The organism is Chryseobacterium balustinum (assembly GCF_900168205.1).
GTDB classification, from domain to species: Bacteria; Bacteroidota; Bacteroidia; order Flavobacteriales; family Weeksellaceae; genus Chryseobacterium; species Chryseobacterium balustinum.
In genome coordinates, this window is the sequence record NZ_FUZE01000039.1 from 1 (window position 1) to 16,982 (window position 16,982).

The following is a 16,982-nucleotide window of genomic DNA, read 5'->3' on the forward strand; positions in this document are numbered from 1 at the left end:
TGCCAGAGTTCATACCGATCTATTCCGAATTTCTCCCTAAATTCTTCCTGGATCTGCATTAATGACTGACACTTTTCATCAGCGAATTCTTCGTAGTCCATATCAAATTTTTAATTTTACATCTGATAGTAATTTTTCCAAAGTTTCATAGAATGTGTTTTTCAGTTCCTAAGATTAGATTTCTCTTTAAAGATAAAACATTTATGTATGGAAACTTCACTATTATTACTACAGCAATTAGTTATCGTTTTTTGAGATTTTTATTTACACATGGATTTGCAGTACTTTTTATTTTCTAAATTTTTCTACCAGAAGTTTTTCCATTTCAATATCTTTTATGTTATAATGTCTTTTGTTCAGAAACCCTACACTTTTAATTGTTGGGTGTTCAAGGATTGATTTTAGATTTCCGTCTAAAATATTTGTATTTACAAATCTAAAATCTTCAAGTTTAGGAAAGTTTTTTAAGAAATCCAGATTTTTTATTGGTGCACAATCATTTAGGCGCAAGACCTTTAGGTTTTTTAGTTTTAAAAGATTATCAGTGAATTGAAATTTTTTTGATGTATGAATATGTAAAATTTCTAAATTTTCACTCAGCAAATCTATACAATCATCATTCAATAATTTAATACAACAATGAAGTTCCAGTCTTTTGAGATTTGAAAACCTTTCAGAAATGATTTTGAAGTCAGTAATATTTGCCCAATTTAATTGTAGAAATTTAAGATTTTCTGATTTTGGAATTTGTTTCAGAATTTTATCCGTTGTTTTTAAATGCCAAAGTATCGCGTACTCAGAATTTTCGAAGTCCAAATTTGGCCAATTAATATTATTGTCTTTTAAATCTTTTTGGTAAACTTTGTTAATGTTTAATTTGTCAAACAAAATTGAATTGAAAGTCCAGTCCATATATTTTAGCGAGAGTTTGGGCATTATATAGATAATTCTCAAATTAATGCATTGCGTCAATCTGATTCATATAACTTGCATAAAGCTATTATGCTGCTAATATAATATTTTAATCTTTTTGTGAGATTTAATTATTATCATAATTCGAGTTGTCCTACTAATTTCAATTATAAGTTCGATCAAGCAAATGCTGATCTGATATGAGCAATTAATTCAGTTCTCGTACCAATTTCTAACAACTAGCTTTTTTGATTGCAGCATCTAAATTTTGATAATGAATTTCATTAGGAGTGTGGGGAATATGTTTATCTGCCCAGGTTTTAATCATTATTAATAAATGGTAAGGTTTCGGTTGACCATCATTTATAATATCAGCATTTTCAAATATATAAGCTTTTACATCCTCGTCATTGGTAACCGAAAATAAAAAAGTTAAAAGAAGACTTTGATTCTCAAAAGTTTTAGATTTTCTGTGATTATCATATCTCAGGCCGCCGTATGATAAGCATTCTCTTAAAATCCATTTTTGATCTTCAGTCCAGTTTGGAATATCAGAAATGAGTTCCTGAAAATCATCTGTATCTAAATAAGAAAAATAATTAATGAATTCATCAGCCCCAATGAAATACCAATAATCGCTATCAGTCCTTTCATTTTTAAGAATAATGTCGTACAAAGCCAATAGTTTTTTATTAAGAGATTTCATTTTAGAATTCACTCTAAAATTTTTTCTCCATGCTTCTTGGTTCTTACTTATAAAATTTTCCACTACTATAATTCATTTTTAAATTAGTGATTCCCGCTTATATTAACTATGTTAATCACAATTTCTCAAAATTTACTGTTCCTATGCAATCTATTGGCGTAATTTATCGTTTTTTGAGATTTTAAATAGACGTTTAGGTTTTTGTAAAATGCTAATAATAAAATTATGTCTACTCATAAATTAATTATTTCCTAATTTGTAAAATTGCTTTTTCCAATTTGTCTAATTTGTCTGAAATATTGCTATTTTTTATATAAAAGTCTTCCAAATCTGAATCTGGTGATGTTGTCATTCTATATTGTTCCATAGAAATTGTTTTCTGCTTTTTTACCAATCTTCCGTTTTCAGTTTGCGAAAATGAGTATTCAACTGTATAGTCTTTTGGCCGTTCACCATTTAAATTTTGAGTAAACATATCAGCAGTATCAGATACATTATATTGTATTCTTTCTTTTTTGTCAATAAAATTTAGATTTCCATTTTTTATTATTTCATTTTTAATCACTTTCAATTCCGGAGTAATAGTGAAATTCACTTTATAAGCTCTACTACCGCCAGTATTCTCAATTACGAGCAATACCTTTCTGCTAATTGTTTTTAAATCAAAATTAATTTCAATATCAGCTTCGTACTCGTCTTCCTGTTTCCAGGAAATACGTTGAGAATTAAAATTTGCAATAATTGCTGCAATTACCGCTAATGCAGCTGCTGTAACTTCCCAATTGGAATTCTTAATAGAGTGTACTATAAGAATAATAGAGCCTATTAAAGCTAAATATTCTATACTAAGTATCAAACCTCTCAAAAATCTTTTACTCATATTAATTTTATTTCACTCCTAAAACGGCACAGATCTAATCGTTTTCTGAGACCAATTACTTATATTATCATTGCGCCTAAAGCGAAAAGGTGATTTCATATTTTTCCTTTTAGCACTGAATGTATTGAGTGTAGCGACAGTTTGCTGTGATCCAAGTTCCAAAACGGATAATTATTGTTTATGACAAGAAAGGTTTGACCAAATATATCAAATTCTTTTACATAACAGTAAAATAAAAGTTTGGCAATTGTAATAGCTTTTTTTTTGCCGTTATAGTTCAAAATTGTGTACAGAGACTGATGAGTTCCGTCAGTATGTACAAATTGGGCTAAGATTTGTTCTTTTAGAAAGATTCTTCTACCTGCTACTGTCCATCCCTCCGTCCTTTTAACCCTCCCTTTATCAGATATCAAGAACCTTTCATCGAAACCAGGAATAGGCTTCCATCCTTCATCCGGCATATCATGTAAAGACATATTCATACATGCAGGAGGGTTTTTATGATCAACACTTGGTTTTCCCAGTTTTTTCCAAAGAGAGACATTAAACACATCAGGTTTACTATCAACTTGGCCACTCACTGTAAAATCTGCTTTCTCGGGAATATAGGATTGCAGAAACCAACGGAATCCACCAGCTGTCAAAAATTCTTTATGGATAACATCCATCATAGATTCAGCACTTTGTCCTATTTGTTTAGCAGCTTCATAAATACTGTCAAATGAAGAAACCAATTTACCTTCTACTGTGTATTGATTAACCGGTTGCTGATAGATAACATGGCGGTTTCTTGCTCTATTACCTGTGAATATTCTTAAGCTTCTTTCGCTTGCTGAAACCTTTAATAAATTACAGGAATGAACATGAAGTCCGTTACCGTCCTTTGAGATAATTGTAATACGCAGGTCATTCAAATCAAACCTTTCTATAAAATGATAATATACCAGACGGGCTACTGATTTTCTATATTTTTTACCTTCCAGGGATAAGGTACAATGAACATTATAGCTATTGCTTTTAAGATAAGCATTTGATTGCTTCACAAAAATTAGTTTCATTATTAACTCCGGCAGCTTCCAATCGTGTCCTGTTGGAAGAGAAATAAAACGTTCTCTGCTCTTTAACCGCCCATAGTTTGAAATGGCATAATTTTCAAAACCTTCGATGAGTTTCCATTCTTCATTTTGGAGATTTCTCAAAGAAGTGTTGTACAGGACTTCTTTTACATACTCATCTACAAATTCTTCGGGAAGTTTCATACCTGTCTACAATAAAATAGATTATACTTTTCAGCTGACTGACCGTTACAAAAATATAAAAACTTTCCACTTAGATCCATACTCACATTATCAAAAATATATCAGCAAAAATGATGTTAGATTGCCTATTCTAAAGATATCCTTTTTTGAGATTGCAATATTATACTAATTATTTCTTAAATATTCTAAAATGTGTATTTACTCAGGTAGATACTATATAAGATAATATTATTCTACAAAACCGTCATAATTTTTATTAATGGTCTGCTTTATGCTATAATACAGTAAGTCATTTAAACATCCCATTAAATATGAAAAATTCGAATAACTTAGAGAACACATCTGGTATTACAAAAGAAATCGAACGTCAGAAAGCAATTAAAGCATTGGAAAAGGCAAAATCATTAAACCGGAAAGTTGTTTTTCTTGCTAAGGGAGCTTCAGGACATGTTAAACCGAATATTTTGTTTTAAATAATCAGAAATTAAGTATTTTTTTGATCGTTTTTTGAGATTATTTTAATAGTTCAATTTTATCATCTTGTAAAGTAAACAGCTTCGCTCATTAATCTATATGTTTTATCAATTTCAGTCTTTTAGCATAGCATACAACTTTACGCATTGTGATAATATTAGATCGTTTTTTTTGAGACTTAGTATTATGTATTAAAATTTCGTTTATTTCAGAAGGCCGGAATTTTTAGAAGTAAAGCGGAAGCGAAGAACGAAAGTTGAATTTTGCACAAATGCTCAATCTACGCCGTTCAACTTGGATTTTGAAAATATCTTAATGCGTGCAGTTTTTATTTACTTAGAGGTGGAGGTCCAACTTTTGCTGCTGATTTATAGCCAGATAATTGTTCTGGTGTTCCTATAATCTTGACATCATCATCAATATATAGTATATTCATTTTAAGATTTTTATTTTTCGTTATATCAAGTGTTTTTATGTTATTATCGTCAATAGTAATTTGTATCAATTCGAGATTATTAGATAAGTCAAGACTTTCTAATTTATTACTATCAATAGTCAAATATTTTAATTCTTTAAATGGACTTAAGTCAATTTTTTTTATTTGATTATCCATCATATTTAAAGATAAAATATTAGGACAGTTTTTAATTTTAACTGTTGTTAATTGATTTAAACCACAAGCGAATTCATTTAATAATGGTAGATTATTAATTTCAAGTTTATTCAACTTATTTCTTGCGATATATAATTTCTCTAATTTAAAAAAATCCTTAATTATAAATTCTTCAATATTGTTGATTGTAAGTGATAAATAGGTCAAATTTCTGAAATACCGTACGTCATTTGCATTTGTTAAGTTTGTTTCCATTAAACTTAGTTTTTCCAGACTTTCAGCTTCATTTTGTTCAATACGATTGTTTTTGTTTGAGTCAATTTCAGGATATTTTGCTAATACTATTTTTTCAAATTCTGAATTCTCAAATTTCAAACTTTGAGCGGAACATATCGCTGTAACAAGTAAAAAAACGGTTAATATAATTTTCATAAGTTTCAATCATGGATAGTATTGTTTAAAATTTCAGGCATTATTCAAATTTACGAAATTTTACAAATCATTTTTCTCATCGTTTTCTGATATTCATTGAGTGTTACAGGAGTTTTAAAAGCAATTACTTCTAATTTTTATTATCAATTTATTTCATCTTCTTTGCCTTGCATTGCGCTATTCAAAATCTGCTCAGCTTCCGAGAAAAATATATTAAGTGATATTTCAAAACCATTTTGCATGAAGAAAGTAACTTTTCCATCATTATTGTGACTTAAAAAAACAACATTGCAAACGTTTATTAAAACTGGCTTTCCTAATACTTTTGCACCTTCTAAAGAATTTGGTCTTTTAATACTAACAATAATTGTCTGTTTGACGTAAATTAAACCGCTGTTAGTGCATTTTAACTTCATACAATATTTTTATTATTTATCGAACAATGTAAGAATAAATCTTAATATTCAAAAAGTATTGAATCGTTTTTTGAGATTATTTATGGTTATTAAGTAAAATATTTTTATTGACTTTATAAATGTAATAATAAAAATTTTTTATCATATTCACTGCAAAAATGGTTTAGTTTTTGGACTCGACCACAAACTAATAATACCATATTTAAACTTTAATTTTTTAGTTATGATAATCAGTGAAGATCTTTTATTAAAATACGGAGCAGATTTTTCAGATTTTCAATCAGGTGAAACTATCTTTTCCGAAGGTTCAGATCCTAATTTTTATTTTCAGGTTTTTACCGGAACTGTTGGATTGCAAAATTTATTTGATGATGGTAAAGAGTTCATTCAAAATATTATGACAACGGGAGAATGTTTTGCAGAATCATTCCTTTTTAATACTAAGCCTTACAATGTAACAGGTATTGCTATTACTCAATGTAGTATTTTAAAGCTTCGGAAAAATGACTTTTATAAGTTGTTAGAAGATAACGATCATCTTTCTTCTATGTTTTTGAAATACTTTTCATCTTGTCTGTATGATAAGTACTTTATGATGCTTAATCTTGCAGCGGCAGACCCAATTAACAAAATTCAAGCAATATTAAACATCCTTAAACGAGATAATAATTGCAAAAAACCCTTTTCCTTTCAAGTTCCTTTAACACGTCAGCAGATAGCCAATCTGACAGGATTGAGAGTAGAAACAGTAATCAGGACTATTAAAAAAATGCAAACTAATGATGCTGTAAAAATTGAGAATGGTAAAATCTTTTGCTAAAAATAATTGCTATAAACTATATAGATGTTAGTATTAATTAATCATTAAAATGTAGATAGATTGGGTAAAACACCTAAAAAGACATTCCCCCAGCACTGACAATAATTAATTAATTTGCTATCGTATCATGTATCAGCGGTTCATTAAAAATTTTATATTTGTATAGGGAATCGTTTTATACTCCTTTACACAAATTTTACATAGAAGGGTTAAAACTCGAATTGTTTTAACCCTTTATTTATAAATTATAAAACTATTGGGTATTTAAATTATTGCTATCGTTTCAGTAAAATAAAAATAAAGTAATCTGCTTTTAGCATTCACAATAAATTCAAATACAATGAGAAAAATTGTTCAGGGACCAATTAGGGATAAGGGAAAGACGAAACAAAGGCTATTAGATGCAGTCGGAAAAATTTTGAAAACAAAAGGGTATTCAGGATTGATGGTTAGTAAAATCGCAGCAGTTGCCGGTTATGACAAAAAACTTATTTATGAATATTTTGGAAGTACGGATAAACTTATTGATGAATACCTTAAATCAAAAGATTACTGGAATACTGCTGATGAAGAAACAGCCAATGTAGATATGAAAGTTCATGGAAATGAGTTGCTAAAATTGGCTTTACTTAGTCAATACAACGATTTAAGAAAAAATAAGGAACTTCAAAAACTTATTCTCTGGCAACTATCAGAAAATCGAACAGAAATAAAAAAGCTTTTTGAACAGAAAGAAAAATCCAGAGAAGCTTTATTTTTAAAATCACATCAAAAATCTGAAGAATACAGAGCGATTATCGCTGTATTAGAAGCGGGAATTTACCATCTTAGTTTATGTGCATCTACAAATGGAAGTCATTTCTGCGGAATAGATACAAAATCTGATGATGGAAGAAAAAAAATTGAAAAAGCAATTATAAATATTTTAGATTTTGCAGAAGAGAAGTTATGATTACTACAGTTTTTAAGAAAAAAATATCGTTTTCTGATATTCATTGAGTGTTACAGGAGTTTTAAAAGCAATTACTTCTAATTTTTATTATCAATTTATTTCATCTTCTTTGCCTTGCATTGCGCTATTCAAAATCTGCTCAGCTTCCGAGAAAAATATATTAAGTGATATTTCAAAACCATTTTGCATGAAGAAAGTAACTTTTCCATCATTATTGTGACTTAAAAAAACAACATTGCAAACGTTTATTAAAACTGGCTTTCCTAATACTTTTGCACCTTCTAAAGAATTTGGTCTTTTAATACTAACAATAATTGTCTGTTTGACGTAAATTAAACCGCTGTTAGTGCATTTTAACTTCATACAATATTTTTATTATTTATCGAACAATGTAAGAATAAATCTTAATATTCAAAAAGTATTGAATCGTTTTTTGAGACTTTATTTGATCTAGAACGTTTCGGGGCTCCTTTGCGATGGTGGGGCATTCGAAGCACAAATCTTCAATTTTGAACAAAATTTGAACCGAAGAACTGCCGTTGAACTTTGCAGTTTCGCCCCACTATTGCAAAATCCTTGTTGAACTAAACCTCCGGTAGCTTTTCCCTTCGCTGTTTTATTAACTTTGGTTAAACAAAAAAAAATCTATAAAATGGCTACAAAAAAAATCTCCGGAGGAGTTAAGGGTAAACAAAATTCTGAACCGTGCCTCGAGCGAAGTTAGTGGTTTTGCCGAACTGCTGCAACGCTTCGAAAGGAATATTTCGATCTTGGGCAGGAGCCCCAGAACGTTCGACAATTATTCCCGCCATGTGACAGCCGTGGCACTGCATTTTAAAACCCTGCCTACCGAGTTGGATCCCGAACAGGTCAAAGATTATCTTTTTGAACTGCAGCAACGCTCCAAAACTCCTTCCCAAACTTACTTTAAACACACCGTTTACGGACTTCGCTTTTTATTGAAAACGGAAGGCCTGCCTTATAGTTTTCTGCATCTTCCCGCTATTCCACAAGTGAAAAAGCTTCCTGTCATCCTGAGTCGGGAAGAGATCTGGCGTATGCTTCAATCCGCCGAACTCCTGAAACATAAACTGCTCATCGGACTTATTTACGGCTGTGGACTGCGGTGTATGGAAGTAAGGAATATCGAACTTCAGCATCTGGATTTTGACCGGAAGATGTTACATGTTGTTCAGGGTAAAGGGAGCAAAGACCGGTATGTTCCTTTGTCGGAACATTTGATCCGTGGACTGAAAACCTTTATCAGTATTGAGAATCCTAATCAGTATCTGTTTAATGGCAATCAAAACAGGAATATCGAAGATATTGATGTTTTAGCTCCGAATAGAAAAGATTTCGATTCCCGCTACAGTCAGCGTGGCGTGCAGTGGGTAATAAAAACCATCAATATTATTTGTAATACCATATTCAACAGCATCATAAAACGAAGTTTTTCCGAATCCATTTGGTGCGTATAAGGATATAAAATCGGCACTCTTTCCATCCTCTTGACGGGTAAAGTCAAATGTCCCATCTTTGGCTGTATCGTAAGCTCGGAATGCCTGTATTTCAACTTTCTTAAATTTCATCGCTATATTTTTTTTCAATTAAATCTAATGTTGTTTGCAAATCATCATCATTTTTTTTGCCTAAACTCATATTATCTAAAATTGCGGCAATTGAGTCATTCTTTTTGAAATTTGATGAATTCTTATTCTCAACATAAATCTCAATATTATTGTTTGTTATATGTTCGGAAATTACCTGCTCAATTAATTTCATAGTAATAGAATTACTATTCTCAATCACTATTTTCCTACTGCTGAATTTATTATTTTCAATTTCGTATTTCAATGATTTTGAAACCACATCCGTAGACAAATAGAAAACGTAAAAATTCCATCTGGAATATTCTTCCTTTAAATTAATTACAAAATCTGTGGTAATTTGACCATTAAAATCTTTCCAATTTTTGTTCAAATCATCCATTGTTTCAAAGCATACAAATACTAATGGGATTACGCCACCATACAGAAATTCTCCAAACACTAATTCTTTGATTGGGAAGTCTTTCTTAAGTTTTTTTGAAAGCTCTTCGAATTTTAGTTCTTTATAGGACTCCATGGGTATTTGCTTTTATTGTTTCTCTTGAATTCAACACAGTCATTTCTTGATATTTAAGAATATTTTTTATAATCGAATCTTGAAATTTAAAGATATTTACCAACTTTAAATCTTCGAAAGGATTCTTCACTGTATTACTGATGTTTTTTGGATCTATTGGGTTACTAATATCTGGTATTAATAATTTTAGTTCCTCTTTGGAATATTCAATTCGTGGAGGATTATTCTCATTAGTGGCACATACAACGATAGAGCCACCAATCTCAATATCTGATAAGTTAGAACTATAGATTTCATTTATTTTCTTCGTCCAACTATTTGTGTCAATAATAAATAACTTTCTTTTTTTGTGAAGTTCTTTCAAATCCTCAAGTTTTAACTTTTTATCAGAATGAAGTTGATTGTAAGTCAATAATTCAAGAAAGGACGACCAAAGTTTCTTATGAATACTTATCGTTTTATCCGTGCCATTAACAAGAAACTCATCTTTAAATATTTCCAAAATAGAGTTTGGGGAAAAGTCTTCACAAAGATCTTTTGAGATATTTTTTAACTCTTTTTGAATTATGTTTTTTTTGTATTCAAGATTGGGTAAAAGAAAAATATCATTCAGCAACCTCTCAAAAGATCCGATATACGGTGGAAATAATTTGCAGAGTTCGTCTTCATTTTCAGCTATAATCTCATCATAAAATGCTAAGGGCATAAACACTAATCGGCCTAAAGTTTCTTTTCCATCTTCTGCCGCCATTTTTGACTGAATACCTCCCAGCAAGATGCATGTATCTTCTACTTTCAAAATACCACCTCCTGATTGACCAGCTACTTCACTGTAGATTATTGGCTGTTTGCTTTTTGATTCCCGATAATTGTCTTGCTTAGTTTGTAGTATCGTGATTTCATCAAGTCTAAAACTATCATCTTGATTTCTTCTAGAATTAGGATGTCCACATAAAAAATATCCATCTTTATTTTCAGATAATATATCATCCCGAAGCAATATTTCTATTGTATCTGTTTTTTTAATTTTAATAATTGCAGCATCTTTATTAGGATCTGAGTGTAGAAAAGCGCTTCCAATAATTTCTAATGGTACATTTTTCAAAGATCCGTCTTCTTCTACAATTTGTTGATTTATTGATGGGGTGTTATTATTTATAATAACGTGTTTAGCCGTTAGAACATAGCTATATTCATCATTCATTGGTTGAAATAAGCATCCGCTTCCACCTTCAACTTTCACAGTAAATTTTGATAATAAATCGATTCTTGACATTATTTAAAAGTAAATTCGTTATTCTCTTTACTTGTAGGTTTGAAGTTTGGGAAATCAAGATAATCTTGCGCTGAGAAAATTTCTTCGATTTTTTCTGGATAATTAAAATACACTTCACAGTTATCATTTACAGATGCTAGTCTTGCAAGAAACTGTTTGTCTGGATGTGTATGTTTATCCCCATTAGTGCTTATTAAATATTTATTCGTTTTGATGAGTTCCAGTAGCTCTACACTACTATTCGCTTTACTACCATGATGAGAAATTTTTACCAATTCTGCATTTAATGGCTTTTCTTTGGAATATCCAAATGTTTTCAGTGAATTTGCGACTACTGTTGGATGTGAATCTGCTAAGAAAACAAAATTCTTTTTGTCAAATGTCATTATGAAAGCAATAGAACTACCATTATGGACAGCTTGATCTTCTTTGAATTTGTCTTTCTTAATATGATCTGTTAGTGTAAGTTCGTAATCATTCTTATCTACTGAAGTATCTAATGATTCTGGCTTTTCTTTTTCCCATTTACCAAGTAAAAGTTTTAGTTTATCAGGACTAGGCGACAAAATTTTAAACTTAATACCAAAATGTTCAAAATATTGTAATGCTATAAAAATTTTTCTATCCCAAATTTCTTTTTCTTCAATATAATCCTCAAACTTAACTCCTTGTCCTATACTAGTTAGAATACTTTCTGCTTCTATTTGTAATAAATTATCAGCTATTTCTTGTTCATCAAAGTATTCTGAAATAAGTTTTCCTGAGTTAAACCAAACCTTTCCAATTATTTTATCTGCCTCTTTATCTTTTTCAAACCATTTCAATACACCTCCAATATGGTCATCGTCAACGTGGGTAAGTATAAGTAGGTCAATTTTTTCGTTATTCTCTCTGATTTTGTCAAAGGTTTCTTTTAGTTCTCCATATTGCAGCTTACCATTCTTTCCTTTCTGAACATAAGTTGCAGCCATTCCTCCGTCAATTAAGATGTTTCTTACTTTTTCTTTTTCTTTGAAAGTAATTAGGATTGCGTCTCCATTAAATGCTTTTAATAATTTAATTTTCATAGTTTCATGGTAGTATTATTGTAAAATAATTAGGCGTTTAGCTTTATTTTTTTCTGGGCATCCTAAGCTATTCCTCCCGTAAATATTAGGTTTTCGATAACAAGAAAACTAGATTTTCGTAGCTATTTTTTAATATTCTGTCAAATAGAATAATTGCAACAGTATATCAAGGTTTTGCCAAAATCTATTTGTAGGTCGATTAACAAATATAATCATAAGAAAGATTTAATTTTATAGCAATAATGTTTATCCTGAATCACTATTTAATATTATTTTTAAAATCCAATACTCTTTATTTCATGGAATTTTTCAAAAGTAATCAATACTATTAAAGATATATTGAGGATTCCCATAATTGATGAAATTATCTTTAAACTTTTAAGGTGTTAAAATATACTATTCTAAGCTCTAATCATTCAGTAGAAATACGGTATTAAATAGATGTTATTTTTAAGTTAAATTAAAATGATTGTAATTGAACAATAAAAACATTGCTCCAGCTCTGGAGCAATGTTCACTTTATCAGAGCTCTATAATTTTATCCACATCCTCAATATCATAGTATTTATTTTGGATAAAGCCATCTGAATATGCTTTCAAATATAAATTCAAAACTTTTTTCTCACTCTCATCCAAATCATCCTTATCTGTGTTTATTAATCTTTCTTTTGCTAGCTCTTTATCTAGTCCAGGTAAGAATTGTAACTCAGAAAGTTGAAAAAAGGTTCCTTCTACTGAAGTTCTGTATGATCTTTTAGCGGACATCCAAATATATTTCAAAAGTTTTTTGTCGTCATCTATTAGCTCTGGAAACATTGCGTTAAATTCCTCAGCATGGTAATTGTTCATTAAAGGCACTATCATCAGTAATTGATCTTCATTCAATAATGTTGTACCATTAAAGTGATTTGTGAAGAGGGATAGTACTGAATCCTTTTGTAATTGAAGAATTTCATCAAAAAATGCTTCATCAATTTCATTATTTCCAGTGTATAAAGTACTCCATAGATAATTGTATGTTGATTTGTTTTCATCACCTCTTATTTTTACAAGCATCAAAGTGTCCGATAAATAGTAATCTACAAACGAAAAGATGCCATTTTTAGAGCGTAGCCTCTCCAAAATTACACCTCTTTTTTCTTCAATTCCATTGACTTTTTCAAGAAGTTTATGACAGAAATTAATTAAGAAATCAAAGTCAGAACCAGAGCTAAAAATACTGAATTTTTTATATTCAACTTTCTCACAAACATTCAGCGCTGCAGAAAATATATCTTTAATCTTTCCGATTTCGACATCATTGCATTTCAGCTCTACCCAACGAAGAAATTTTACCAGATTGTCCTTTTCATTCATTTGTCGAAGAATTTCTTCTTTTTCATCAATCGAAGAATCATCAATAAACTTATCAAAGATTCTTTCGGAAATATCAAAATCACCCAATTGAAGGTTAAAGTATCTGTCAAAAAAATGTTTGTTGGCTAATCTTCGATGTTTAATCAAACCAGCTTCGTCCATGCTTTGAAAGTAACCAAAATCTCCAATGTCGAAAAGCTCTATTAAAATGTTTTGTGTCGTTTTTTCAAAAGAAGTCTGCTCAATGAGTGATCTTTTTCCGGCAGGCTCTATGCCCAACATATTACTAGCTCCCTCTTTCTTAGCTATTAGTTCTTCTTTTGACTTTAAAATATATTCATAAGCATCAAAATCAAAAATCCTCATAGCTTCCAGCCTTAGAAAATCATACAGATTAAGGTCTTTGTACACCGATGACAATCTTAATTTCAAACTATTTGTGAAACGATAAACGTCTCTTAATGATGAAAAATACTTTACAAAATCCTGCTCTTTTATCGATTCAATTTCTTCTTCAAGGAGATTTTTTAAATCACCATCGGGAAATAAATTTAAAAGAGTATCACCAAATATTCTTGAAATTGTATTTCTTGAAATATTTGGAATCATGTAGTCCACCTGTACAATTTTATCAATGTATTTACTTCCATTTTCACCAAACTGCCTTGTCAATGCCTGCGCTACGACTTTTTGATCGTATGCAAGCAGAAAAATGGTGTTAGCAAAATTACCGTTCAATTTTACAAGTTGAAAAATATCTGTAATTTCTGTTGGAGTCAGTCTATCAATATCATCTATAGTAATATACAACTTGATCTTTGATTCAATGAGTAGTTTGTCAATATCTTGTTTTAGTTCATTAATATCTTGTTCCTTGTTAACTCCTTCCAAAAACTCTTTAACATCTTTTACAGCCTCACCTGTTCCTGGATGAACATATTTCAACCATGTTAAGTGACCTAAAAATTCTGATAGTTTCTCCGATAAATCCTTAAGTTTAGCTGTCTTAGCTCTAAACTTTGTTAACAACTCTTTTAAAAAAATATTCTGTAGCTCTTTCTGTCCAGTAAACATCCAAGGATTAAATCTTACCACAATAACTTCTTGGTCTTCAGATTTTGATAATTTTTCAATTTCCTGAACTATAAAATTAACAAGTGTTGATTTTCCAGAACCCCAATTTCCGCTTAAACCAATTACTATACTTTCATTATTATCCTTGAAAGAATTTACCAAGCCTGATGCTATTTCTTCCGCAAAAATTTTTCTTCCAAGCTTATCATTACTAGGATCTGTAATTGGCTGATCCGTATTTATCATAAAATTTATTTTTCACTAAAATAAGCATTCAAAAAAATATCTGAAAGAATTAATTATAAATTTCACGATTACATAATGTAGTATTTTACTAAAGTATTTTCCATAATAAACCGGTAAAAAGGCAGCTAAGGTATTGTTGCCAGCCAACTCCTCTCCCACCAAAAGACTACGGCATAAACGGTTTCCTCCCTAAAGGTACCCTCCAATTATTCCGTTTCCTTTTGGTCAATTTTCTTTGTCAACACTTCATATCTGCTTTCTTTTTTCCGGTTTTTCTTTTGAAAAATATTCAGCGAAGGCCAAGGAGCCTTCAGAGAAAGAACGGAGACGAGATTGACAACAATTTAAAATGTACAATCTTAAAACAACAGTATGAACATTATCGGAAGACTGACAAGAGATGCGGAAGTACGCAAACTGTCAAATGAAAAGCAAGTAGTTAATTTTTCAATTGCTACCAATGACAATTATCGCAATAAAAAAGGCGAAAAAATCGAACAGACCACTTATTTCGAGTGTGCTTATTGACATGTTTTAGGAACGTATTCCTATCCTAAAAATTTATAGTTATTTTTTGTAGCTTACTATAATCGATACACAGGAATTCATTAATAAGATTGGTATTACAATGAATAATTTATAATATTTCATTCACTTATAAAATTTATTATTTGACATATTATTTCAGTTTTATAATCTATTCATCTGATTATTTTAAATACTTTAAACCTCTCAAATTAAATTTTCGAATCCAACTTGTCACTTACTCGTTTTTAAATGTCCTTCATCATTTAATTCTAATTGAAAAATACACTTTCTAGAATATTTGCCATCATGATCACGGGTATCAGATGTTGAAAACCTTTCAAGCTTAAAAACATTAGTAGATTTTTTTTCAGTAACTATGTGCTCACTTTCGTAATTGTTATTGTAATCAGAATAAGCTAAAAACATTGAATTAACTTTTCCATTGACCTGATTTAATATGTATATAGACGATTTCCCATTGTTAGTCGGGCGTACTGCTAAATAATGTTTTATATTATTATTTTGATTAAATCCCATAATATATATTAGAATATCTCCTTGAAGATTAGGATCTTTAAAAAAATATTTTTTTGATATAGTAATAGAATTCTCTTTTTTTATTTCATTTGAATCTACACCCTCTTTTAAGTAAAACCGGAATGAATTATCATCTATGTTTTTTAGGTTAGAGATTTTTTCAATATCATTAAATTGTGTAGAAGATTCATAATTAATATATAATAAATCTTCTACGTTGCAATTGATCGAAACTGTATTTTTACTGTTCAAACAACTTACATTGAATAAAATTATTAAAATATAGACAATATATTTCATGGTTTTGTTGAATTTAAGTTCATTCCTGTTTTTTCCCAATTCCAGCCTTTATTGTTAATATTTTCAAAAGCTTTTGGATATCTTTCTATCAGATTATTTAATGGGGCATTAGACTGATCAAACATCCATCCTTCTGTAATACCCCATGTCGTTAGTTGCTTTACTTGCCAGTCCAGTATTGTTACGTGTTGATATGCTGCTGTTACTTTTGGAAATAAAAGATCAAAAGAATAATGCATTAACTCATGACCACTAACTAAATATAACCATAGCATTCCCTGATCGTATGTATATCTAGAAATATAAAGTTTATTACCATCTTGGACTCCCCATTCATGTATTGTATAATTGCCGTAGGAATCTTTTCCATATATCTTATCATCTTTGTATACTCTATCTTTAGGAGCTGCATTCGTTTTAACTTTTATTTTATCTGCGCCCTTAACGCCCTCAAAATTTTTCCTCACCCACTTGGTTAATGATTTGTCGTTGTATTCCGGCTTTACATCAGGATCTATTTTGTGTGCTAAGAAATTGAAAGCTGTAACGATAAGCCCTGTACCTGCACCTACCCAGAAGTTCCCTCCACCTAATACGGAACCCACTCCACCGGAAATAGCACCATTAAATAACGCAAAACCATCGTTTTTTGAGATTTGTTTTTCTTCAATCCTTTTTCATTACTAGTCTGAGATTTTAGGTAAAATAAAGAAAGAATTAAAGAAGGAAAAAATTAATTTACAGAATAATTTTTCATTTATTTAGATGCTCAAATTTACATGTTGACCAGATAGCTTTTTATATTAAGCTTGTTATTATTTACTATTAAAGCTTTTCAGTTCGAAATAGCAGTCTTCACAGATCAACTTAATCTTTGCAAACTCTTCAGACTCATCATTCCATCCATCAGATTGCAACCGCACTTTTTCACATTCACTACACCAAGCTTGAAAATCATCATCTTCATCCAGTTGCATGCCTCTATATGTATCAAATGCTTCTTCAAAGCC

The 16,982-nt window shown here is 30.1% G+C and carries 17 protein-coding genes and 3 pseudogenes; 5 read left to right on the top strand and 15 right to left on the bottom strand.

Translation table 11 applies throughout. The features are described from left to right. Positions 1–288 precede the first annotated feature (288 nt). The 4 genes from B5X64_RS21505 to B5X64_RS21520 all read right to left on the bottom strand — a co-directional run bounded on the left by B5X64_RS21505 (position 289) and on the right by B5X64_RS21520 (position 3,757). Complete coding sequence (locus B5X64_RS21505; RefSeq protein WP_123920725.1) at positions 289–912, bottom strand: hypothetical protein; 624 nt, start codon at positions 910–912, stop codon at positions 289–291. 232 nt (positions 913–1,144) lie between these two features. Next, positions 1,145–1,618: a hypothetical protein gene (locus B5X64_RS21510; protein ID WP_228419069.1), complete on the bottom strand. Its 474-nt coding sequence runs from the start codon at positions 1,616–1,618 to the stop codon at positions 1,145–1,147. Positions 1,619–1,862: 244 nt separating this feature from the next. Continuing rightward, positions 1,863–2,498 carry a hypothetical protein gene (locus B5X64_RS21515; RefSeq protein ID WP_079467180.1) on the bottom strand — a complete coding sequence of 212 codons (636 nt, stop codon included), beginning with the start codon at positions 2,496–2,498 and terminating at the stop codon, positions 1,863–1,865. Positions 2,499–2,593: 95 nt separating this feature from the next. Next, complete coding sequence (locus B5X64_RS21520) at positions 2,594–3,757, bottom strand: NUMOD4 domain-containing protein (protein ID WP_079467181.1); 1,164 nt, start codon at positions 3,755–3,757, stop codon at positions 2,594–2,596. Positions 3,758–4,068: 311 nt separating this feature from the next. On the opposite strand from B5X64_RS21520, the gene B5X64_RS22910 reads away from it, so the two are divergent. Next, positions 4,069–4,230 carry a hypothetical protein gene (locus tag B5X64_RS22910; protein ID WP_164463393.1) on the top strand — a complete coding sequence of 54 codons (162 nt, stop codon included), beginning with the start codon at positions 4,069–4,071 and terminating at the stop codon, positions 4,228–4,230. A 329-nt stretch (positions 4,231–4,559) separates the two neighbouring features. Here the strand turns inward: B5X64_RS22910 and B5X64_RS21525 are convergent, their stop codons facing one another. Both B5X64_RS21525 and B5X64_RS21530 read right to left on the bottom strand, forming a co-directional pair. Further along, the gene (locus tag B5X64_RS21525) at positions 4,560–5,276 is read right to left on the bottom strand and encodes a leucine-rich repeat domain-containing protein (protein WP_079467182.1); all 717 of its coding nucleotides are present in this window, start codon (positions 5,274–5,276) and stop codon (positions 4,560–4,562) included. Positions 5,277–5,419: 143 nt separating this feature from the next. After that, positions 5,420–5,692, bottom strand: coding sequence for a hypothetical protein (locus B5X64_RS21530; RefSeq protein ID WP_065722179.1), 273 nt, complete (start codon positions 5,690–5,692; stop codon positions 5,420–5,422). A 223-nt stretch (positions 5,693–5,915) separates the two neighbouring features. Here B5X64_RS21530 and B5X64_RS21535 point away from each other — a divergent pair, with 223 nt between their 5' ends. After that, on the top strand, positions 5,916–6,512 hold the full coding sequence (locus B5X64_RS21535; protein ID WP_079467183.1) for a Crp/Fnr family transcriptional regulator: 597 nt from the start codon (positions 5,916–5,918) through the stop codon (positions 6,510–6,512). A gap of 340 nt (positions 6,513–6,852) precedes the next feature. Beyond that, positions 6,853–7,464 carry a TetR/AcrR family transcriptional regulator gene (locus B5X64_RS21540; protein ID WP_065722177.1) on the top strand — a complete coding sequence of 204 codons (612 nt, stop codon included), beginning with the start codon at positions 6,853–6,855 and terminating at the stop codon, positions 7,462–7,464. A gap of 90 nt (positions 7,465–7,554) precedes the next feature. Here the strand turns inward: B5X64_RS21540 and B5X64_RS21545 are convergent, their stop codons facing one another. Beyond that, positions 7,555–7,827 (bottom strand): hypothetical protein, encoded by a 273-nt coding sequence (locus B5X64_RS21545; protein ID WP_065722179.1) that lies wholly within the window; start codon positions 7,825–7,827, stop codon positions 7,555–7,557. Between the two features lie 650 nt (positions 7,828–8,477). On the opposite strand from B5X64_RS21545, the gene B5X64_RS21550 reads away from it, so the two are divergent. Then, positions 8,478–8,942, top strand: a complete 465-nt coding sequence (locus tag B5X64_RS21550) for a tyrosine-type recombinase/integrase (RefSeq protein ID WP_228419071.1) — start codon at positions 8,478–8,480, stop codon at positions 8,940–8,942. Here the strand turns inward: B5X64_RS21550 and B5X64_RS23425 are convergent. From B5X64_RS23425 to B5X64_RS21575, 5 genes and pseudogenes are all read right to left on the bottom strand, one after another. Further along, positions 8,928–9,053: pseudogene (locus B5X64_RS23425) on the bottom strand (hypothetical protein); the annotation flags it as partial. The gene B5X64_RS21550 and the pseudogene B5X64_RS23425 sit on opposite strands and share 15 nt — an antisense overlap. After that, complete coding sequence (locus B5X64_RS21560) at positions 9,043–9,588, bottom strand: ABC-three component system middle component 1 (protein WP_079467184.1); 546 nt, start codon at positions 9,586–9,588, stop codon at positions 9,043–9,045. The gene B5X64_RS21560 and the pseudogene B5X64_RS23425, both read right to left, overlap by 11 nt. After that, entirely contained in the window at positions 9,575–10,864 is a 1,290-nt protein-coding gene (locus B5X64_RS21565; protein WP_079467185.1) for an ABC-three component system protein, read from the bottom strand. Before B5X64_RS21565 ends, B5X64_RS21560 begins: the two co-directional genes overlap by 14 nt. Beyond that, positions 10,864–11,931 carry a ComEC/Rec2 family competence protein gene (locus B5X64_RS21570; protein ID WP_079467186.1) on the bottom strand — a complete coding sequence of 356 codons (1,068 nt, stop codon included), beginning with the start codon at positions 11,929–11,931 and terminating at the stop codon, positions 10,864–10,866. The genes B5X64_RS21565 and B5X64_RS21570 overlap by 1 nt, the downstream gene beginning before the upstream one ends. A gap of 522 nt (positions 11,932–12,453) precedes the next feature. After that, complete coding sequence (locus B5X64_RS21575; protein WP_079467187.1) at positions 12,454–14,607, bottom strand: KAP family P-loop NTPase fold protein; 2,154 nt, start codon at positions 14,605–14,607, stop codon at positions 12,454–12,456. A gap of 372 nt (positions 14,608–14,979) precedes the next feature. Here B5X64_RS21575 and B5X64_RS21580 point away from each other — a divergent pair. Continuing rightward, a pseudogene (locus tag B5X64_RS21580) lies at positions 14,980–15,132 on the top strand (single-stranded DNA-binding protein); the annotation flags it as partial. A gap of 234 nt (positions 15,133–15,366) precedes the next feature. Here the strand turns inward: B5X64_RS21580 and B5X64_RS21585 are convergent. From B5X64_RS21585 to B5X64_RS21595, 3 genes and pseudogenes are all read right to left on the bottom strand, one after another. Then, positions 15,367–15,972 (bottom strand): hypothetical protein, encoded by a 606-nt coding sequence (locus B5X64_RS21585; protein WP_123920722.1) that lies wholly within the window; start codon positions 15,970–15,972, stop codon positions 15,367–15,369. Then, positions 15,969–16,577, bottom strand: coding sequence for a hypothetical protein (locus B5X64_RS21590; RefSeq protein WP_079467189.1), 609 nt, complete (start codon positions 16,575–16,577; stop codon positions 15,969–15,971). The genes B5X64_RS21585 and B5X64_RS21590 overlap by 4 nt, the downstream gene beginning before the upstream one ends. 210 nt (positions 16,578–16,787) lie before the next feature. Then, positions 16,788–16,982 (bottom strand): annotated as a pseudogene (locus tag B5X64_RS21595) (DUF6882 domain-containing protein); the annotation flags it as partial.